The organism is Buchnera aphidicola (Meitanaphis elongallis) (assembly GCA_039830015.1).
GTDB lineage: Bacteria > Pseudomonadota > Gammaproteobacteria > Enterobacterales > Enterobacteriaceae > Buchnera_B > Buchnera_B aphidicola_AU.
Genome location: CP140033.1, coordinates 402038 through 424136 on the forward strand (window position 1 = coordinate 402038; position 22099 = coordinate 424136).

The following is a 22099-nucleotide window of genomic DNA, read 5'->3' on the forward strand; positions in this document are numbered from 1 at the left end:
TATAGTTTCTATAGCAAATAACTCATCTATTGATCATTTAAAACAATACGATAAGGTAACAATTCTTGAGTCTCATTAATTTTTCCTATTCCAATAAATTTTTTATTTACTCCTTCTGTTATGCGGAAAAATGTATCACTTAAATTACAAAAAACTTTTATTTTTCTTCCATTTTTTATTTTATTTGCTTCATTAGTAGATAAATTTATTTCTGGGAAAATAGATACTGAAGTGTCTAAAGGAATTAAAATCTTGGATAATTTTTTTAAAAAAAGTACTGCATTATGTTGATTTAATGATTGAAGTTGATTAACAGTTATCATTTTAGATTCGGGATAGTTTCCTACTTGCAATCTATGTAGTTTAATTACATGTGCTCCACATCCTAAATTTTCTCCTATATCTTCAATTAAAGTTCTAATATAAGTTCCTTTAGAACATGTAATTTCTAACTCTAAAAAAGAATTATAATAATTTATATATTCTAATTTATAAATGGTAATTGTACGACTTTTTCTAGGTATAACGATTCCTTTTCTAGCATATTTATATAGTGATTTACCTCGATATTTTATTGCAGAATACATTGAAGGAATCTGTTGAATGTTACCTTTAAAAGAATTTAGAATTTTAACTAATTGTGTAAATATAAAGTCTACTGCTCTAACTTTAATAACTTTTCCTTCACAATCAGAGGTACTCGTAGTTTGTCCTAGCCTAGCAACTACTCGATAACGTTTATTAGCATTAAGTAAAAATTGAGACAATTTTGTTGCTTCTCCACAACAAATAGGTAGCATACCTGTAGCAATAGGATCTAATGATCCAGTATGTCCTGCTTTTTTTATATTTAAGATTCTTTTTACTGTTTGCAATATATTATTAGAAGAAAAACCACCCGGTTTATTTATTAATAATATACCATTAATTGTTTTAAATTTATGCAAAAACATTTAACTATCCTAGTTCACTAAACTTTCTTTTCTTATTTTTTAAAGATTTATCTATTAAATAACTTATGTACATACCTTTATTAAATGAATCGTCATAAATAAAACGTAAAATAGGAACAATACGCAAACAAACTTTTTTTGCTAACAAAAACCTTATATAAGATGAAGATTTTTGTAATATTGACACTACATCTTTAGGAGATAATTTATTATTTATATTTAACAAACTAATGTATATATTAGAATAATTAAAATCTCGAGAAGTTTGAACTTCTAATATCGTTGGTAGAATCTTTAAACGAGGGTCTTTTAATTCATGATGAACAATCCATGATATTGCTTTTTGAAGTTCTTTAGATACACGCAAAAAACGATTAGATTGTAACATGTGGTAAACTTCTCCAGTCATTTTATAAACGGTAAATAAAAAAAGTTTTACTTAGTTTTTAATGTATGAAATGCTTCAATTAAATCATTAACGCAAATATCACTATAATTTTTTACTCCAATTCCACATTCTACTCCATTTCTCACTTCGTTTACATCTTCTTTAAATCTTTTTAATGATTCTATATCTCCTATATGAATTACTTTGTTTTTTCTAAGGATACGAATGGAATCGCTTCGTTTAATTATACCTTCAACTATCATACATCCGGCTATACTACCCAATTTAGGAGACTTAAATATATTTCTTATTTCTGCTAATCCTACTGTTTCCTGTTTATATTTAGGTGCAGTCATACCACATATAGCATCTTTTACTTCGTCGATAATATGATATATTACTGAATAATAACGTAAATCTAAATTTTCCAGCTCAATAATACGTTTTGCGGAAAAATCTGCTTTTACATTAAATCCTATAATAATAGCGTTTGAAGCCATAGCTAGAGATACATCCGTTTCTGTAATACTACCTACTCCTTTTCCTATAATGTTAACTTTTACATCATTATTAGATAATTGTTTTAAAGAACTAGAAATGGCTTCTAATGAACCTTGAACATCAGATTTCAAAACAATATTGAGTATTACGACATTATCTTTTTTTATTTTCTCAAAAACATTAGACAACTTAAACGCTACTTTTTTAGATAATTTTTGTTCTCTAAATTTCTTTTGACGATATAATGCTACTTCTCGTGCTTCTTTTTCATTGTGAACAACAACGATTTTGTCTCCAACTATAGGAATTCCTGATAAACCTAATATCTTTATTGGAATAGAAGGACCGGCAGATTTAATATCCTCTCCTGAAGAATTTTTTATTGCACGAACTTTTCCATATTCCAGCCCACACACAACTACATCTCCCTTTTTTAATGTACCTTCTTGAACTAACATTGTAGCAATCGGTCCCTGTCCTTTATCTAAAAATGATTCAATAACTAAACCTGTGGCCATTCCAGTAGGAATAGCTTTTAGTTCTAATATTTCAGCTTGTAATAAAATAGATTTTAATAAATCATCTATACCTTCTCCTGATTTAGCTGAAACATTTACAAAAATGTTGTTGCCTCCCCATTCTTCAGGAATAATATTATATTTTACTAATTCATTTTTAATTTTATCTAGTTCTAAATTTAATTTATCAATTTTGTTAATTACAACCAAAATAGGTACTGATGCTGCTTGAGCATGTTGTATAGCTTCTATTGTTTGAGGTTTTATCCCGTCATCAGCAGCTATAACTAATATTACTATGTCAGTAATTTTTGCTCCTCGAGCTCTCATTGCGGTAAATGCTGCATGCCCTGGAGTATCTAAAAATGTAATAATTTTATTATTGACTGTAATATAATAAGCACCTATATGTTGTGTAATTCCACCTGCTTCTTGAGAAGCAATCTTGGTTAGCCTAATATAATCTAATAATGAAGTCTTTCCATGATCTACATGGCCCATAATAGTCACTATAGGAGGACGAATTTTTAAAGATCTATTTTTAATATTAAGATCTTTCATAATTTTTGTTTCTAATTCATTTTCAAAATATATAGTGACTTTATGTCCCATTTCTTCTGCAACTAACTGTGCTACATCTATATCTAAATTTTGATTAATAGTAGTTATATAACCTAGTTTTGTCATAACTTTAATTAATTCAGAACTTTTTACTGCCATTTTGTTTGCTAATTCAGATACTGTAATAACACTTCCAATTATTATATCGCGATTAATTGCACATAATGGTTTTTTAAACGCTTGCTGTAAAATACTGTTACTATAATCTTTACTATTGCTTTCTTTATGAACAGATCGCTTGATATATTCTCGATTTATCTTTCTTTCAAAATAAGTTTTATTTTTTTTGTTACGTACATTTTTTACGTTCTTATTATGATTTAACCGATGGCTGATTTCTGCATTATTATTATCATAAGAAGAACGACGAGCATGAACTATACTATAATTTTTATGATTAGTATTTGACTGAACACGATTACTTTTTTTTACTTTATTTGTATTTTTTTCTTCAAAATGTGATTTGTTCGTAACGAGTTTGTTTTTTAATTTTACTTTTTTAGAAAAATTGTTTTTATTTTCTATTTTTTGAAACAAATTATGTTGCTTTTTTTCAATATTATTATATTGTCTGTTTTGCTTTAAATTATTAAGAACACTACTACCTTTAGTAGTATTTTGGATAGAATAAATTGTGCTATCATTTTCTTTTCCTATAACAGATTTTATATTATTTTCGTTTTTGTTGTTAGTTGAGACATAATTAATATTTTGTAATACGTTACGTTTTGTATATACATTGTGTTTTACATATGTTTTTCGTTTTCTGATTTCAACTTGTACACATTTGTTTTTTCCTCCTATATTAGGTATACTTAAAGTGCTACGAGTTTTTCTTTTTAAAGTTAATGTATTTTTTAAAATAGTACTAGTATTTTTTAAATATTTATCTAAAATTTTTTTTTCATGATAAGTAATGCAATCATATTTATTCTTTAAAATACCGGCACTTATACATTTTTTTACTAATTTTTCTACTGAAATCTTCATCTCATTTGCTAATGTTTTTATATTTATTTCCATAACTATGTTTACTCCTATTTTTAAGTTTTTTCACCAAACCAGCATATATTGCGTGCTGCCATAATTAAAACACCTGCTGTATTAACATTAAGTTCTTTGATATCAACTAGATCATCTATACTTTGATCAGCTAGTTCTTCTAAATTGTAAATATTTTTTTTTGCTAATTTTAAAGCTATCAATTGAGTCATTCCATTTAAGTTTAATAGCTCTTGCTTAGGCTGTTTTTCTTGGAATTTTCGTTCATTCTCTTGTTCAATCAAAATTAATGCTTCTTTAGCCTTTTTTCGAATTAACAAAGCTATGTTTTCATCGATGTTACTAATATTAAGTAATTCTTCGAATGGAACATATACTAATTCTTCTATTGATGAAAAACCTTCTTTCACTAAAATTTTTAAAAAACATTCGTCTATTTTTAAATATTTTTTGAATATATTAAAAATTTTATCAGCTTCTTTTTGATGTTTTATTTTTAGATCTTCGATTGTCATAACATTAATTTCCCATCCACTTAATTGAGAAGCTAAACGAACATTTTGACCATTTCTTCCAATAGCTTGTGCTAAATTTATAGAATCTACAGCAATATCCATTGTATGAGTTTCTTCATCAACTACAATAGAGGAAACATCAGCTGGGGCCATAGAATTAATAACAAATTGTGCAGCATTATCATCCCATAACACAATATCAATTCGTTCACCACATAATTCACTAGAGACTGCTTGTACACGTGCTCCCCTCATACCTACGCAAGCACCAACTGGATCAGTTCTTTTATCATTACTTTTTACTGCAATTTTAGCACGAGATCCTGGATCACGAGCTGCTGCTTTTATTTCAATTATTTCTTCTGCTATTTCCGGAACTTCAATTTTGAATAATTCAATTAACATTTCAGATTTAGATCTACTGACAAATAATTGTATACCCCGTACTTCAGGACGGACAGCATAAAGTACACCTCTTATACGATCACCTAATCTAAAATTTTCTCTAGGTAACATATCTTCTTTTAGAATTAATGCTTCAGCATTATTTCCTAAATCTAAAGAAATACTATCTCTATTAATTTTTTTTACTATTCCTGTTACAATTTCTCCAGAATGATTGCGAAACTGATCTACAATCATTGCTCTTTCAGCTTCTCTCACCTTTTGAATGATTACTTGTTTTGCTGTTTGAGTAGTTATTCTATCAAATGTTACCGATTTTATTTTATCTTCTATGTAATCATTAACTTTTATTGAACTATTTTCTAATTGAGCAGCTTCAAATGTAATTTCCTTTGTAGGATATGATACTTCACGTACGACTAACCAACGACGAAATGTTTCAAAACTTCCATTTTTTTTATTAATTTTAACTCGTACATCAATTTCTTGGTCGTGTTTTTTTTTAGTTGCTATTGCTAACGCACTTTCTAATGCTTCAAAAATTTTTTCTCGCGGTAAAGATTTTTCATTAGAAACAGCTTCCACAACAGCTAAAATTTCTTTATTCATTTTAGTTTACCTCAATTTTCAAAAACCACATCGTAGAATTGAAATTATTTTATTATAGGTATTCGTAGAATAGAAATACACGCATTTATTAAAACATTTACGCAAAGTAAAAATGTAGTTAAATATTTACTTTCAACTTTTTAACTAAATAAACTTTTACAACTTATAATTTATATTATATCTTAAAATCTTTCCGGTAGTTCTAATATTATTTTCAATTTTATTTAAATTAATTTAACATAATAAAATCCCTGAGTACGACTCAGGGATTTTATTATGTTAAATTAATTTAAATAAAATTGAAAATAATATTAGAACTACCGAGGACGGGATTTGAACCCGCACACTAATAAAGTACTATCCCCTCAAGATAGCGTGTCTACCAATTTCACCACCTCGGTTTAACTAATAAAAATTACAACATAAAATATATAAATACTACAATTAAAATATGTTATTATAACTAATATTACATATTATTAAACTAACTAAAAAAAACAAAAAAGCAAAAATACCAATAATTTTAGTTAATATATTATCATGATAATGTGTCATGATTTCTCTTTTAGATTTCCCTAAATTGAAATTAGAACTTGTATCATTATCTTTTCCATTTTGTATCATAATTAAGAAAATAAGAAGCACAGAAATAAAAATAAAAACACCTAAAAAAAAATTATACATAAATCTTTTCCAAATACAAAATACTTAAAATTAAGATAAAAAATGAAAAACATGTTAAACATACTTAATAAATATATAATTATTTTAAACAATAACATTAAAATAAACTATTCTCTACTCGAGAACACTTGACTTACAATTAAATATCATCGTAAGTTTAGAAAAAATAAACTGTACAATACTGTAATTTCTATCTTCTATCATGATTCTAAAACATAACTCCGTACCAGATCTTCTAATAAACATTCTTCCAAATCGTCCCAACATATTTTTATACTTAGAGATTTCAACTTTTATTTTTTTATATTTAATAGAACTATTCGCTTTATCAAAACATATATTTACTATTTTTTGAGGAAGCAATATTATTCCAGAACACAACTGATAAAGATTCATATTAGTTTTAATCATAATTTCAATAACTTGCAAACTAGTAATAATACCATCACAAACAGACGATTTATTTAATATAATAACATGACCAGAACTTTCCGCTCCAAATCTCCATTTTTTCTCTTTTAATTTTTTTATTATATTTTTATCTCCTACATCCACTTTAATAAAAGGAACATTTAACTCTTTTAACGCTATTAGCAATCCATTATTACTCATTACAGTTCCCACTACACCTTCTTTTTTACTAGCTTCATGACATAAATTAAATTTTGCTAAAATATACAAAATTTGGTCGCCATCTACTTTATTTCCCAGATGATCAACCATTATAACACGATCCCCATCACCATCAAAAGCTAAACCTATATCCGCTTGCTCAAATAACACCATTTTTTTTAAATTGCTTATGTCCGTTGATCCACAACGCTTATTAATATTATATCCATTAGGAGATGCAAAAATAACAATCAAATTTGCTTTTAAATCTCTAAAAATCCTTGGAGCCACTTTATAAGTAGAACCATTAGCGCAATCCAATACAATTTTGAATCTTTTTAAACTAAAATTCCTAGATAAGGTTGACTTACAAAATTTAATATATTTAGCATCATGAGCACAATAAATGATTTCTTTAGAAGCTACATGAACCATATTTAAATAAGAAATAGGCTTTTTAAGCTCTTTTTCAAGTTTTTTCTCTAAAATAACAGATGCTTTAATACCATCTTTTAAAAACAATTTTATACCATTGTCTCTAAATAAATTATGAGATGCTGATATCATTATCCCTACTTCTAATTTTAATAACTTTATTAAATATCCAATAGCTGGGGTAGGAATTATACCTACTGAAATTACAATAACTCCAGCGGAAGAAAAACCAGAATTTAATGCTGATTCCAACATACAACTAGAAATTCGAGTATCTATGCCAACTACTACTTTCTTACAGCTACTTTTAAACAACAATTGCCCAATAATAACTCCAAACTTTAAAAAAAACTCAGGAGTTATAGGAAATTTACCAACTCTTCCACGAATTCCATCAGTTCCAAAACACTTTTCAAAATTCAACTTATGATCCTTACAATTATATAAAAATTTTACATTATAATAATACAATTTTAAACTACATTTATAAATAACTCCATCACACTATATATAAAAATTCGAACCATATTATTTTTCATATAAATGTTATAAAAAATCGATATAATCACTCATTCATTACGCAAAATCAATTTCTTATAAAATACTTATGCTAATCCCTAAGCTATCTCTTAATATTACAATTTAAGAGATAGCAATTTCGAAAAAATCACACCATATAATTATATATTCAACATGAATTCTACTTAATATAACAATATAATTAATTATATCACTAAATTTATTAAAACCTTATTTATCAAAAAGCATAATATTATTCAAATATCATCGTTTAACCTTTATCTTCATTCCATCCATCAGGTTTCCGAACAGATCTTCTATTCATTAAATCATTTATTTGAAAAGAATCAATGGTTTCATATTTTATCAATGCATCCTTCATCGCATGAAGAATATCTAAATTTTCATTTAATATCTTCTGTGCTCTTTTATAATTTTTTTCTATTAACAATTTTACTTCTTCATCAATGATTCTTGCTGTTTCATCTGACATATGCTTCGATTTTGCTACTGTTCTTCCCAAAAAAACCTCACCTTCTTCTTCTGCGTATAAAAGAGGACCTAACTTTTTAGAAAAACCCCATTGTGTTACCATATTTCGAGCTAAACTAGTCGCAATTTTTATATCATTAAATGCACCTGTAGATACGTTGTTCTCACCATAAATTATTTCTTCTGCTAATCTACCTCCATATAATGTAGATATCTGACTTTCTAACTTATTTTTACTAATGCTTAATACATCATCTTCCGGTAAGAAAAAAGTTACCCCCAATGCCATACCTCTTGGTATAATTGTTACTTTATGAGCAGGATCATGTTCTGGAACTAAGCGACCTACAATTACATGCCCGGCTTCATGATATGCTGTAGATTCCTTTTGCTTATCTGTTATTACCATTGACCGTCGTTCAGTACCCATAATAATTTTATCTTTAGCTCTTTCAAAATCAAACATTGATACAACTTGATTATTAGTACGAGCCGCAAATAATGCTGCTTCATTAACTAAGTTCGCCAAATCTGCCCCAGAAAACCCTGGAGTTCCACGAGCTATAATCATAGAATCTACATCTTTTCCTAAAGGAACTTTCTTCATATGAACTTTAAGAATTTGTGCACGACCTTTAATATCAGGTAACGCTACGAAAATTTGACGATCAAACCTACCAGGTCTCAATAAAGCTGGATCTAAAACATCAGGACGATTAGTAGCAGCAATAAGAATAATTCCCTCATTTCCATCAAAACCATCCATTTCTACTAACATTTGATTTAATGTTTGTTCACGCTCATCATGACCACCTCCAAGTCCAGCTCCTCTTTGACGACCTACAGCATCAATTTCATCAATAAAAATAATACATGGGGCAGATTTTCTTGAATTCTCAAACATATCACGAACTCTAGAAGCTCCTACTCCCACAAACATCTCCACAAAATCAGAACCAGAAATAGTAAAAAAAGGAACTCTAGCTTCACCAGCAATAGCCTTTGCTAAAAGAGTTTTTCCAGTTCCTGGTGGACCTACCATCAAAATTCCTTTAGGAATTTTTCCCCCTAATTTTTGAAATCTACTAGGTTCTTTAAGATAATCTACTAGTTCTTTTACCTCAGCTTTGGCTTCATCACAACCAGCTACATCAGAAAAAGTGATCATAATTTGATCTTCAGACAACATTCTTGCTTTACTTTTTCCAAACGACATAGCACCTTTTCCACCACCAATTTGCATTTGACGCATAAAGAAAATCCAAACTCCAATCAACAACAGCATAGGAAACCATGAAATAAAAATAGAAGTAAACAAGCTAGGCTCGTTTTGCATTTCTCCTGTTATCTTAACGTTATTCACTAATAAAGTATCAAGCAATTTAGGATCATTCATAGGAATATATGTTTTATACCTACTATTATCCTTTCTCGTTACATGAATTTCGCGCCCATTAATATAGGTTTCACGAATTTGATCTTGATTTACTTCTGATAAAAAAGTAGAATAATCAATTTTCCGATAATTTATATTATTAGAATTAAAATTCTGAAAGATAGACATCAATCCAATTGCAATTATTAACCAAAAAATCAGGTTCTTAGCCATATCACTCAAGAGATTAACCTCACAATTTAAAATTATTAAATAAAAAAAATAAAACAATTATCTTTTTCGTTCAGATGCTATAATATATACTTCCTTAGAACGAACCCGAGAAGCATGCGGTTTAAAAATCTTTACCTTAACAAATAGAGTATTTATTTCTTTAATTAATGCATGAAATTGATTCCCATAAAACGATTTTATTACTAGCTTTCCATTATCTAACAACGTTTTTTCAGATATCTTTAAAGCTAATTTACTTAACTCTATCGAACGAGGATGATCAATACAAGAAGATCCACTCATATTCGGAGACATATCAGACATAATTAAATCTATTTTTCTATGTTTCATAAAAGTTAATAATGAATTAAAAAAATTTAATTCTCTAATATCTCCTTGCATAAAAAATACACCTTTGATTGGTAACATAGATAACATATCACATGCTATTATACACCCTCTTTTTCCTATTTTTTTACTAGCATATTCAGACCAACTACCAGGAGAAGAACCTAAATCAATTACAGTCATTCCTTTTTTAAACAATCTATTAACTTTATGTATTTGTTTTAATTTAAAATACGATCTAGAACGAATATTATTTTTATAAGCTAAATTAACATATTGATCTTTAACATGTCTTTTTAACCATCTTCTAGAACTTAAAGAACGAATTTTAGACACTGAGATACCATTTTTTAAAACTATAATTATGAAAATGTTAATCTAGAGTAGTAAAAATGATTACACAATATAGTATGCTTTTAGAACATTTTCTATATATAAAGTAGATATAAATCTAATTAAATGTGCTAAAATAAACAAGATTATATATGAAAACTTTATAGCATCATAAAATTTGCTAATAATATGAATTTATGACATTCTATTTATAACAATATCACATTTAATAAAACCACTACTTCAAACAAGAACTCTACTATACAATTTAATGATTTCAAATTATTCACGACAATAAATTACTATATTTGTATTTATATGAAATGATCACTTGTTATATATATTCTATATTTAAAATTTCATATTTTATATCTCCAGATGGGGTTTTAATTATAGCAATATTACCAATTCTTTTTCCAATTAGTCCTCTAGACATAGGAGAATTTATAGAAATTAAATTTAATTTAAAATCTGATTCATCATCTCCTACAATACGATAAACGAAAACTTTATTAGTACTAAAATTGCGTATAGTTACTGTAGAACCAAAAACAATTGTTCCATAATTTTTAATTTTAGTAACGTCTATTATTTGAGCTTTAGATAACTTTAATTCAATTTCTTTAATTTTTCCTTCACAAAAACTTTGTTCTTCTCTTGCCATATGATATTCTGCGTTCTCTTTTAGATCACCATGCTGTCTAGCTTCTACTATAGAAGCTATAATTTTGGGTCTTTTGATCTTTTTAAGTATTTCAAGTTCTTTACGTAATTTTTCAGCACCTAACAATGTCATTGGAATTTGATTATTCATATTTCATTCCCTTATAAACATATTTTAAATATAATAAAAAACAGTTTAAAAATGTTTTTAAAACAAATTTCAATTATAAAATAATCTTGAAAAACTGTTCTATTTTTAAAAAATGTATTTCCAAAAAAAATTATCTAAATACTTATTAAAATACTACATCTACATCAAATATTAATCTAAAACAATTAGAAAAATATTACTTTTAAACTATGATTTAAATGATCACTACAAATACAATATTTCAAAATATGACTATTGTTAAAAGTCTTTTATTATATTAAAAATAAACACCAACATATAAAATTACTACATTGTAAAATAAAACTATATTTTTAATAAATATTTCTAGAAAAATAATTCAAACCACTAAAAATATTAATATTTATTAAAACTAAAAATCATATATAAAATGTTAATTAGATGAATATAATTTTTTCATACTCATGATTATAAATATATTTAAAAACGATATTCTGATATCATACATGTGATATAATTTCCATAGGAATCTAAAGCAATGATTACAGAAGAAATCAAAAAAATATTACAACAATCTTTATCTTTAGATACAATTCAAGTAACTGGAGATAATAATTATATCGAAATAATAGCTATTGATAATATTTTTCACGACAAAAACGAAGTAGAAAGACAAAAAATAATTTATACGCAATTAATGAACTATATTATAAATAAAACAATTCATTCTATCTCAATAAAAACATACTCTCTAAAAGAATGGAAAAACAAACAACTAACTAACAAATGAAAACATGTTATATAACTGGACCTACTAACCTTTCTGGAGAAGTAAAAATATCAGGTTCAAAAAATGCTGCTTTACCTATACTACTAATATCAATATTATCAGAAGAACTAATAGAATTGCATAATGTCCCGATACTTCAGGATACCAAAAATGCAATAAAAATATTAACCAAACTAGGAGCAAAAATAACAATTAAAAAAGAAATATATCTTGATCTCAACAAAACAAAAAATTGTACAATACCTAATTGTATAACAAAAAAAATACGTGCCTCTATTTTAATATTAGGGCCTCTACTGACAAAATTTGGATATGCAAGAATATCTTTTCCAGGGGGGTGCAAAATAGGAAATAGAAAAATTGACTTACATATATTTGGACTAACACAATTAGGAGCTAAAATTTCCATACGAAACAATTACATTACTGGATCAGTAATAGGAAAATTAAAAGGTACTAATATAACATTATCTCAAACAAGTGTTGGGGCAACCATTACTATCATGAGTGCAGCTTCTCTAGCTATAGGAACAACTATAATTTTTAATGCTGCACGTGAACCAGAAATTATTGATGTTGCAAATTTTCTTAATACAATAGGAGCTAATATAACTGGAGCAGGAAGTAAAAAAATTGTTATCAAAGGGGTTAATAAGTTACACGGAGGTATACATAAAATCATACCCGATAGAATTGAAACAGGAACTTTCTTAATTGCAGCAGCAATCTCTAAAGGAAATATTGTTTGCTACGATACTAAACCAGATATGTTAACATACGTATTAAAAAAATTAATACAAACAGGAGCTAAAATAAAAACTGGAAATGACTGGATCAGTCTAAACATGACTAATGTTATTCCAAAAGCTATTGATATAAAAACTTCTCCATATCCTGGATTCCCTACTGATATGCAAGCACAATTTACATTATTAAATTTAATATCAAAAGGGATAAGCAAAATAACTGAAACTATATTTGAAAATCGTTTCATACATATACCAGAACTAAAAAAAATGGGTGCAATAGCGATAATAAAAAATAATTCAGTATTATGTTATGGAGTTAAAAAGCTAACTTCAGCTAAAACAACTGCATTAGACTTACGTGGATCTGCTAGTTTAATATTAGCAGGATGCATTGCTAACGGCAATACAATCGTTAAAAATTCTAATTTTATTGGAAGAGGATATGAAAACTTTTATAAAAAACTCAAAACATTAGGAGCAAAGATAAAAAATAAATAAGCTTTATATAAATATGTTTAACACTTTAAAATTAAAATATTATTCATCACATTCTTATTTAAAATTAAAATGTGCAATATAGACTTTTATAATATTAGATCTATTAAATTATATTGTTTTCTATGAAATATTATCAAAAATAATATTATAAGTATACTAACATTACTTATTAATATAATACATTCAAAAATGTTTGCGCATTATAACGCACACATAAACATATTAACAAATAATTAGATCATAAGTCTAAGAAAACATCTAATAATGCTTTCAACAAACTAAAACATGGAATTAATTTTTATGTATGCAATTTTTATAAATGGCGGAAAACAACATAAAGTTGAAAAAGGTCAAATCATTAAACTAGAAAAACTTAATCATATTGTCGGAGAGAAAATAAAACTTACAACAGTTTTAATGATTGTAGATCAAAAAGAAATAAAAATCGGACAACCAACATTACCAGAAAGTTTTATATCAGCCGACATTATCAGTCACGGACGTAACAAAAAAATTAACATAATTAAATTTAATCGCAGAAAACACTATAAAAAAAGTCAAGGTCATCGCCAAAACTTTACTAAAGTTTTAATTACGGGAATTTACAAAAACTAAGGAACAAATTAATGGCTCATAAAAAAGCAGGTGGATCAACTAGAAATGGAAGAGACTCACACGCTAAAAGACTAGGCATCAAACATTTTGATGGAGAACTAGTGCTCTCTGGAAGTATAATTGTTCGTCAAAGAGGTACAAAATTCCATGCAGGAATAAATGTAAAATGTGGAAAAGATCATACATTATTTGCTATTGCTAAAGGAAAAGTAAAATTTAGAACAAGAGGAACAAAAAACAAAAAATATGTAAATGTTATTACACAATAGTTTTAATATTTTATTTTGTGTATAAATAAAGAATGCCCTTATCTATCGAACATTTTTTATTTATACACAAAATAAAATTTCATATCAATCATTTAAAAGATCATAAATAATATAACATTTTAAAATTTATATTACTTATATAAAATTATGTATATATTTTATATATAGTTTTCAAGGATATAAAATGAAATTTCTAGATCAAATAATTATCCATGTTATCGCTGGAAATGGAGGAAATGGATGTATCAGTTTTAGAAGAGAAAAATATATACCAAAAGGAGGTCCAGATGGAGGAAACGGAGGAAATGGAGGTAGCATTTGGCTACAAACTAATAGAAATTTAAATACTCTAATTGATTTTAATTTTAAAAAAACGTTCAAAGCACAAAACGGAGAAAATGGAAAAAATAAAAAAAAATCAGGAAAAAAAGGAAAAGACATTATAATTCAAATACCTATTGGAACAAGAATTATTGATAACAACACTAATGAAATAATAGACGACATTACATGTAATAAAAAATTAATTCTAATTGCCAAAGGCGGATGGCATGGGTTAGGAAATACTAGATTTAAATCTTCAGTAAACAGAACGCCCCAACAACACACTTTAGGAACTAAAGGAGAACAAAGAGAAATAAAATTAGAATTAATCTTGTTAGCTGACGTTGGAACATTAGGTTTACCTAACTCTGGAAAATCTACTTTAGTCAGTTATATATCTCGAGCAAAAACTAAGATAGCAGACTATCCTTTTACAACACTTGCACCAATATTAGGTACCGTAAAAATAAATAAAGATGAACATTTTATTATTGCCGATATACCAGGTTTAATTAAAGGAGCATCACATGGTCATGGACTTGGAATTCAATTTTTAAAACATTTAGAAAGATGCCATTTACTATTACATATAGTCGACATCTCTATTAAAAACAAATTCATTATCTTAAACAACATAAACATTATATTAGAAGAACTAAAAAACTACAATAAAACACTATGTACAAAACCAATATGGATTGTATTCAATAAAATAGATTTAGTTAATGAAAATGAAATAAAAAACATTGTTAAATTTATTAAAATCAACTTAAAACATATAAAACCATACTATTTAGTTTCATCAATTAAAAAAATCGGAATCAAAAAAATATGTCAAGATATTTTATACTTTATAAAAAATAACACGTTTATCTCTAATACTTAAAAGATTCTGTTAAAAAATTTAGATACATATAACTTTAAATAATTTAAATATTTCAAATAATTTAAAATAAAAAATAAATGTCTTTAAATAATCAACGAAACATTTTATATACTAAAACTTGGCACTTGTTACTTTAAATTCTTTAAAAAATCAAAATAAAAAATGTTCTTATTTCATACACATTATTATGCATTAAAATATACTCAGTTTATTTCAAATACTATATTTAAATATAAAAATTACGCCATCAAAAATTATTAACGCTTAGAAAATTGAGGACGCTTTCTTGATTTTCGAAAACCTACTTTCTTTCTTTCAACTCGACGAGAATCTCGAGTAACAAAACCAAATTTTCTCAATTTATTTTGAAAAGATATATCATAATCTATCAATGCACGAGTAATTCCATGACGAATTGCCCCAGCTTGTCCAGAAATACCACCGCCTTTAACAGTGATATATAAATCACATTTGTTTAACATATTCACTAATTCTAAAGGTTGTTTTATTAATATATAAGTAGTTTTACAACCAAAATAATTTTCTAAAATACGATTATTTATCATGATCTTCCCTGTTCCAAGTTTTAGAAACACTCGAGCAGAAGAACTTTTTCTACGACCAGTTCCATAATTATGTATTTGATTCATTTATTTAAATTCCTAATTAGATAGTTAACATTTTTGGATTTTGTGCCATATGAATATGACTATCATCAGAATATACTTTGAGTTTTCTAAACATCTTACGACCCAAAGAACCTTTTGGAAGCATACCTTTAACTGCAATTTCAATGACTCTAGTAGGAAAATCAGATATCATGTCCTTAAATACTATTTTTTTAATACCACCTACATATCCGGTATGATGATAATAAACTTTATCAGTGTATTTCTTACCTGTCACTAATATTTTACTAGCATTAATTACAATTATATAATCACCAACATCAATATAAGGAGTATATTCAACTTTATGTTTCCCACGAAGTCGAACAGCGAGAGCAGAGGCTAATCTACCTAAAGTTTGCCCCGTAGCATCGATACAATACCATGATTTTTTAACATTTTTAACTATAGCAGAAAAATTCTTCATATTAAGTTATCCGTAAAAGATTAAAATAATTTATAAAACAAATACTATCTTAATTAAAAACAATTTAATAGTATTATGATACTAACAAAATGCTTTTATAATTTATGAATTGATTTAACGTAATTACAACATAAATTAATATTGTTAACATACTTAAAAACATGAAACATTTAAAATAAATATTTAAAATATCAACAACATTGCATTTAAAACATATGAATAGATCACAAAATATAACTAAGAACTATATAATAAAAAACTTCAAATTAATAAATACCTATACAATTTCTGTTTAAAATATTATTGTTTTTAATAAAAAATTTTATTCTAAAACAAACGTTGTTAGAAGTGATAAAATTAAAATATAAAACAGTTTTCTTAAAATTATATATTAAAATTAGCTTGAAAGGCAATACAACATGAAGTCTACAAGTACTCTACTGAAACTAAGAAATATTATTAATACTTTAGATAAAGACCTAATTACTCTACTCGCTAAAAGAAAAACAACAGTGATACAAATAGCAGAAACAAAAGTTGAACAAAACTATCCAATAAGAGACATAGAAAGAGAACAATTATTATTAAAAAATCTTACTATCTTTGGAAAGAAAAACAATCTTGATGATAAATATATCTACGATCTATTTAATATCATTATAAAAGATTCAATTTTCACTCAAAATAATTGGATAAGACAAAACTACTGTCAAAATAAAAAATTGAAAAGCTTTTCTTTTTTAGGTGACGCTGGATCATACTCTTATGATGCTACTAAAAAATATGCTAATAAACACTTTCAATTCTTTATTAAAAATTCTTGCAATAATTTTGAAGAAATTATAAATAACGTTGAAGATAATAAATCTGATTACGCAGTATTACCAATTGAAAACAATACCTCAGGATCAATTCATGAAATATATGCTCTTTTAATACATACAACATTATCAATTGTTGGTGAAATTAATATTCCTATTAATCACTGTTTATTATCTCAAAAAAATACTCAATTAATAAATATTAAAAAAATTTATAGCCATAAACAACCATTTATGCAATGTAGCAAATTCATTAAACATTTTCCTAATTGGAAATTAAAACATACCAATAGCACAACAGACGCAATGGAAAAAACACGTAATGATACCAACTTTATGTCTGCTGCATTAGGAAATGAAACATGTAAAAAGAAATATCAACTTAAAGTTTTATCTAGAAATATTTCCAATCTAGAAAATAATGTAACTCGATTCATAATATTAAGAAAAAAAAGTGTACATATACCTAACCACACACCAACTATAACAACAATTATGATGTCTATAAATAATAAAAAAAACTTAACTGAAGAAACAATTCAAATACTAAAAAAATATAACCTAAAAATAAGACAATTAATACCCTATACGCTCTCTAAAACATCATCAGATACAACAATTTTTATTGATATAAAAAACAATATTCATACTGATCAAATAAAACAAGCTATAAATAAATTAAACGGTATTACTTCAGTTAAAATATTGGGACGTTATCCGATAGATAAATGTTCTTTATAATCTCATTTACTAAAAATTTTAAACACTTGATACAAGCTCTATTTAATCCATAATAGGAAAAAATAGAGCAAACAATATACACATATTTTAATTTCTAAAAATAACAACGAATATCTTAAAACTACATAAATATAAATTAAAATATTAAAAAATCAATATTTAATAATATTTACTTGTTGACATAATTAAATATGATTTTTATTAAAATATTTAAAAATTTTAATTATTGTATACAATATATACTATATTACATAAATGTATTAAAGACTCTAAAATGTATTTTCTTTTATTTAATAAAATTAAATTAAAAAACTTTATATAATTAAAAATATTAATCAAGAAATTCACTACTATTACTTAAAAAAACTCACTAAATTTTTATAATAGTATTCTACATCATACAAATTTATCATTGTTATTAAAAACATTACAATCTTCTTTCAGTTACTACGTCTAACAAGTCATATGTATAAAATATTAAAATGTACCAAATACCTAAAAATATTTTTTAAAACTTTTTTAAATCAATTGTAGAGTAAAATCATGTTTAATAATTTAACTAACAAATTTTTAGAAATATTTAACAATCTTTCTAACAAAGGAAGATTAACTGAAAATAATATCAAAGAAACGTTAAAAGAAATAAAAAACACTTTATTAGAAGCAGACGTTGCGTTATCAGTAGTAAAAAGTCTTATACACTCTATATCAAAAAGTTCTATTGGACATAATATAAGTAAAAATTTTACTCCAAAACAAGAATTAATAAAAATAATTAAACAAGAACTAACAAAAATATTAGGAGAAAATAATAGCAATTTAAATTTACAAATTCAATCTCCAGCAGTAATCATGATAGTAGGATTGCAAGGACAAGGAAAAACAACAAGTATAGCAAAGTTAGGGAAAATGATAAAAACAACTAAAAATAAAAAAATATTAGTAGTATCTACAGATATATATCGACCTGCAGCAATCAAACAATTAGAAATATTATCTAAACAAGCAAAAATCGATTTTTACCCTTCTCATATTAATCAAAACCCAATAAAAATAGCAAATCTCGCATTAGAGTTTTCTAAATCTAAATTTTATGATGTTTTATTAGTCGACACTGCTGGACGTCTTCATATTGATGAATATATGATGAATGAAGTAATAAATATATATAAAGAAATTAAACCTATTGAAATTCTATTAACAATTGATGCAATGATAGGCCAAGATGCAATAAACATTGCACACAAATTCAGCAACAATCTACCTATAACCGGATTTATCATTACAAAAACAGATAGCGATGCTAGAGCAGGCATTATACTTTCAATGAAATATTTAACAAAAAAACCAATTAAATTCATCAGTACCGGAGAAAAATTGAACGAATTCGAAACATTTCATCCAGATAGAATGATCACTCGAATCCTTGGAATGGGAGATGTACTATCACTCATAGAAAACATCGAAAAAAAAGTTGATAAAAGAAATATTAAAAAACTAACAAACACCATAAAAAGTAAAAAAAGATTTAATTATAGCGACTTGTTAACACAAATAAAACAAATTAAAAAAATTGGAAATATTACTTCAATTTTAGGAAAACTACCCAAAACATCAAAAATACTTAATAATGTTCATAATAATATTAACGAAAAATTATTATTACATATGGAAATAATGATTAATTCCATGACACCACAAGAAAGACAACAACCAGAACTGATCAAAGGATCAAGAAAACGTCGAATTGCAAAAGGATCAGGTTTATCAATTCAAAAAATAAATTCATTACTAAAACAATTCAATAGTATAAAAAATATCATGCATACAATTAAAAGTGGTGGAATAAATAAAATAATGAAACAAATGAACAACATAGTTAATAATAAATTTTTAAAATAACAAAATATTGTTTATAAAACTATTTTTTATGATTATACTATTTAAAATAATCATAATCATTTAAAGGTACAAATACTATGGTAAAAATTCGTTTGTCACGACTAGGAACAAAAAAACGTCCTTTTTATCAAGTAGTTATTGCTGATAACCGATGTCCTAGAAATGGAAAATTTATAGAAAAAATAGGATTTTTTAATCCAATATCGTCTAATAATAACATTTCTATAGATATGAAAAGATTACAATACTGGATAAAAAATGGAGCCATGATATCCGATCGAATAAAAAACTTAATTAAAAATCTTTCAACAGATGCAAAACTACAAAGAAACGATTAATATAGATACCAAAAAAAAATGTCATAACGACTTAATTATTGCTCAATTCGGAGCACCGCATGGAATTTTAGGATGGACTCGAGTATTTTCTTTTACAGAAAAAAAGATAAATATCTTCAATTACTATCCTTGGAATACCAGAAAAGAAAAAATAAAAATCATCATTCACGTTCAACATTGGAAAAGAAAAAAAAAACATTTTATAGTAAAAATGAAAGATATCACTAATCGATCTATAGCTAAAACGTTTACCAATTGCTATATAACTATTAATGAAAATATATTACCACCGTTAAAAAATAATGATTATTACTGGAAAGATATCATAGGTTGCATTGTTTTTAATTTAGAAAACAAAAAGTTAGGAATAGTAATTAGTTTAATTAAAACATCCTCCAATGATATTCTCATTATAAATGAAAAAAAAGAAAACAAAATAAAACAAGACATTTTAATACCTTTAGTAAATAAAAAAATTATTAAAAAAATTGAAATTGATAAAAAAATAATCATAGTAGATTGGAATTACACATTTAAATCAAGATAACTTTAAAAAATAATAATATGTCTTTACACATAGGAATAATCAGCATTTTTCCAGAAATGTTTTGTACTATTACTAACTACGGAATTACTAGAAAAGCAATTCAAAAAGGAATTATGAAATTAGATATCATAAATCCAAGAGATCATACCAATAATAAACATCGAAATATTGATGATCGTCCTTATGGAGGAGGGTCTGGTATGCTAATGACAGCAGAACCATTAAAATCAGCTATTGAATATACAAAATCTATACTCAAACATAATACAAAAGTATTCTATTTATCGCCAAAAGGATCTAAGCTAAATCAAAAAAAAATTATAACATTATCTAAAATGCAACACATAATCTTACTATGTGGACGATATAAAGGCATAGACGAACGACTTATACATAGCAAAATCATAGATGAAGAAATATCCATTGGAGATTACATCTTAAGTGGAGGAGAACTTCCTGCTATGGTTTTAATTGACACATTATGTCGTCTTATTCCTGGATCATTAGGACGACAACAATCTAAAAAGGACGATTCATTTTATCATGGATTATTAGATTGTCCTCATTATACTAGACCTAAAATTTTTAATAATATAAAAGTTCCCAAAATCTTATTGTCAGGTAATCACCAAAAAATAAAAATTTGGAGATTAAAACAATCATTAGGATATACCTGGATTAAAAGACCAGACTTGTTAAATAATATGGTACTTACAAAAGAAGAAACAATTTTATTAGAACAATTTAAAAAAAAATACTCACATCAAAACACGATAAAATAATTTAAATATACAATAAATTAGGAAAATATTATTGTGAATATTATTCAAATAATAGAAAAAGAACAAGAAAAAACATTTATTCCTACTTTTAAAACAGGAGACACTATAGACGTTAAATTGTGGATAGTAGAAGGATCAAAAAAAAGAATACAATCATTTGAAGGTATAGTTATAGCCAAAAGAAATAAACATTTCAGATTTTCGTTTTGTGTACGAAAAATGTCCGGCGGGAATGCTATAGAACGCGTATTTCATTCTCATTCTCCTAATATCGAAACAATTCATATTAAAAGATATGGTAACGTTAGAAAAGCAAAATTATATTATTTACGAAATCGAACAGGAAAAGCAGCTAAAATAAAAGAGCTACTAACAAAAAAATAATGTTTACTTTATAAAATATAT

General features: G+C 25.9%; 22 protein-coding genes and 1 tRNA gene. 11 read left to right on the forward strand and 12 right to left on the reverse strand.

Annotated features, from left to right (window positions below; genetic code table 11):
• Positions 1-26: 26 nt before the first annotated feature.
• From truB to greA, 10 genes are all read right to left on the reverse strand, one after another.
• Positions 27-953, reverse strand: coding sequence for a tRNA pseudouridine(55) synthase TruB (gene truB, locus U0T58_01740; GenBank protein ID XBC42125.1), 927 nt, complete (start codon positions 951-953; stop codon positions 27-29).
• Between the two features lie 4 nt (positions 954-957).
• On the reverse strand, positions 958-1362 hold the full coding sequence (gene rbfA, locus U0T58_01745; protein ID XBC42126.1) for a 30S ribosome-binding factor RbfA: 405 nt from the start codon (positions 1360-1362) through the stop codon (positions 958-960).
• A gap of 26 nt (positions 1363-1388) precedes the next feature.
• Complete coding sequence (gene infB / locus U0T58_01750; GenBank protein XBC42127.1) at positions 1389-4004, reverse strand: translation initiation factor IF-2; 2616 nt, start codon at positions 4002-4004, stop codon at positions 1389-1391.
• Positions 4005-4024: 20 nt separating this feature from the next.
• On the reverse strand, positions 4025-5512 hold the full coding sequence (gene nusA, locus U0T58_01755; GenBank protein XBC42128.1) for a transcription termination factor NusA: 1488 nt from the start codon (positions 5510-5512) through the stop codon (positions 4025-4027).
• Positions 5513-5830: 318 nt separating this feature from the next.
• Positions 5831-5913, reverse strand: a tRNA-Leu gene (locus U0T58_01760).
• 43 nt (positions 5914-5956) lie between these two features.
• Positions 5957-6196, reverse strand: coding sequence for a preprotein translocase subunit SecG (gene secG, locus U0T58_01765; GenBank protein ID XBC42129.1), 240 nt, complete (start codon positions 6194-6196; stop codon positions 5957-5959).
• 114 nt (positions 6197-6310) lie between these two features.
• Complete coding sequence (glmM, locus tag U0T58_01770) at positions 6311-7666, reverse strand: phosphoglucosamine mutase (GenBank protein XBC42130.1); 1356 nt, start codon at positions 7664-7666, stop codon at positions 6311-6313.
• 367 nt (positions 7667-8033) lie between these two features.
• Positions 8034-9863, reverse strand: coding sequence for an ATP-dependent zinc metalloprotease FtsH (gene ftsH, locus U0T58_01775; GenBank protein XBC42549.1), 1830 nt, complete (start codon positions 9861-9863; stop codon positions 8034-8036).
• A 57-nt stretch (positions 9864-9920) separates the two neighbouring features.
• Positions 9921-10547: an SAM-dependent methyltransferase gene (locus U0T58_01780; GenBank protein XBC42131.1), complete on the reverse strand. Its 627-nt coding sequence runs from the start codon at positions 10545-10547 to the stop codon at positions 9921-9923.
• A 331-nt stretch (positions 10548-10878) separates the two neighbouring features.
• Positions 10879-11358, reverse strand: a complete 480-nt coding sequence (greA, locus tag U0T58_01785; protein XBC42132.1) for a transcription elongation factor GreA — start codon at positions 11356-11358, stop codon at positions 10879-10881.
• A gap of 517 nt (positions 11359-11875) precedes the next feature.
• Here greA and U0T58_01790 point away from each other — a divergent pair.
• The 5 genes from U0T58_01790 to cgtA all read left to right on the forward strand — a co-directional run bounded on the left by U0T58_01790 (position 11876) and on the right by cgtA (position 15468).
• Positions 11876-12127: a BolA/IbaG family iron-sulfur metabolism protein gene (locus U0T58_01790; protein XBC42133.1), complete on the forward strand. Its 252-nt coding sequence runs from the start codon at positions 11876-11878 to the stop codon at positions 12125-12127.
• Positions 12124-13374: a UDP-N-acetylglucosamine 1-carboxyvinyltransferase gene (gene murA, locus U0T58_01795; GenBank protein XBC42134.1), complete on the forward strand. Its 1251-nt coding sequence runs from the start codon at positions 12124-12126 to the stop codon at positions 13372-13374. Before U0T58_01790 ends, murA begins: the two co-directional genes overlap by 4 nt.
• Before the next feature lie 300 nt (positions 13375-13674).
• Positions 13675-13989 carry a 50S ribosomal protein L21 gene (gene rplU, locus U0T58_01800; protein ID XBC42135.1) on the forward strand — a complete coding sequence of 105 codons (315 nt, stop codon included), beginning with the start codon at positions 13675-13677 and terminating at the stop codon, positions 13987-13989.
• 11 nt (positions 13990-14000) lie between these two features.
• The gene (rpmA, locus tag U0T58_01805; protein XBC42136.1) at positions 14001-14258 is read left to right on the forward strand and encodes a 50S ribosomal protein L27; all 258 of its coding nucleotides are present in this window, start codon (positions 14001-14003) and stop codon (positions 14256-14258) included.
• Positions 14259-14442: 184 nt separating this feature from the next.
• Positions 14443-15468, forward strand: coding sequence for an Obg family GTPase CgtA (gene cgtA / locus U0T58_01810; protein ID XBC42137.1), 1026 nt, complete (start codon positions 14443-14445; stop codon positions 15466-15468).
• Positions 15469-15725: 257 nt separating this feature from the next.
• On the opposite strand, the gene rpsI is transcribed toward cgtA, so the two are convergent.
• Both rpsI and rplM read right to left on the reverse strand, forming a co-directional pair.
• The gene (gene rpsI / locus U0T58_01815) at positions 15726-16118 is read right to left on the reverse strand and encodes a 30S ribosomal protein S9 (protein ID XBC42138.1); all 393 of its coding nucleotides are present in this window, start codon (positions 16116-16118) and stop codon (positions 15726-15728) included.
• A gap of 16 nt (positions 16119-16134) precedes the next feature.
• The gene (rplM, locus tag U0T58_01820) at positions 16135-16563 is read right to left on the reverse strand and encodes a 50S ribosomal protein L13 (protein ID XBC42139.1); all 429 of its coding nucleotides are present in this window, start codon (positions 16561-16563) and stop codon (positions 16135-16137) included.
• 419 nt (positions 16564-16982) lie between these two features.
• Between rplM and U0T58_01825 the strand changes: the two genes are divergently transcribed.
• The 6 genes from U0T58_01825 to rplS all read left to right on the forward strand — a co-directional run bounded on the left by U0T58_01825 (position 16983) and on the right by rplS (position 22078).
• Positions 16983-18125: a chorismate mutase gene (locus U0T58_01825; protein ID XBC42140.1), complete on the forward strand. Its 1143-nt coding sequence runs from the start codon at positions 16983-16985 to the stop codon at positions 18123-18125.
• Positions 18126-18668: 543 nt separating this feature from the next.
• Positions 18669-20027, forward strand: a complete 1359-nt coding sequence (ffh, locus tag U0T58_01830; GenBank protein XBC42141.1) for a signal recognition particle protein — start codon at positions 18669-18671, stop codon at positions 20025-20027.
• Between the two features lie 77 nt (positions 20028-20104).
• Complete coding sequence (gene rpsP, locus U0T58_01835; GenBank protein ID XBC42142.1) at positions 20105-20365, forward strand: 30S ribosomal protein S16; 261 nt, start codon at positions 20105-20107, stop codon at positions 20363-20365.
• Complete coding sequence (rimM, locus tag U0T58_01840; protein ID XBC42143.1) at positions 20340-20912, forward strand: ribosome maturation factor RimM; 573 nt, start codon at positions 20340-20342, stop codon at positions 20910-20912. The genes rpsP and rimM overlap by 26 nt, the downstream gene beginning before the upstream one ends.
• 17 nt (positions 20913-20929) lie before the next feature.
• Positions 20930-21694 carry a tRNA (guanosine(37)-N1)-methyltransferase TrmD gene (gene trmD, locus U0T58_01845; GenBank protein ID XBC42144.1) on the forward strand — a complete coding sequence of 255 codons (765 nt, stop codon included), beginning with the start codon at positions 20930-20932 and terminating at the stop codon, positions 21692-21694.
• A gap of 30 nt (positions 21695-21724) precedes the next feature.
• Positions 21725-22078 (forward strand): 50S ribosomal protein L19, encoded by a 354-nt coding sequence (gene rplS, locus U0T58_01850; protein ID XBC42550.1) that lies wholly within the window; start codon positions 21725-21727, stop codon positions 22076-22078.
• Positions 22079-22099 lie beyond the last annotated feature (21 nt).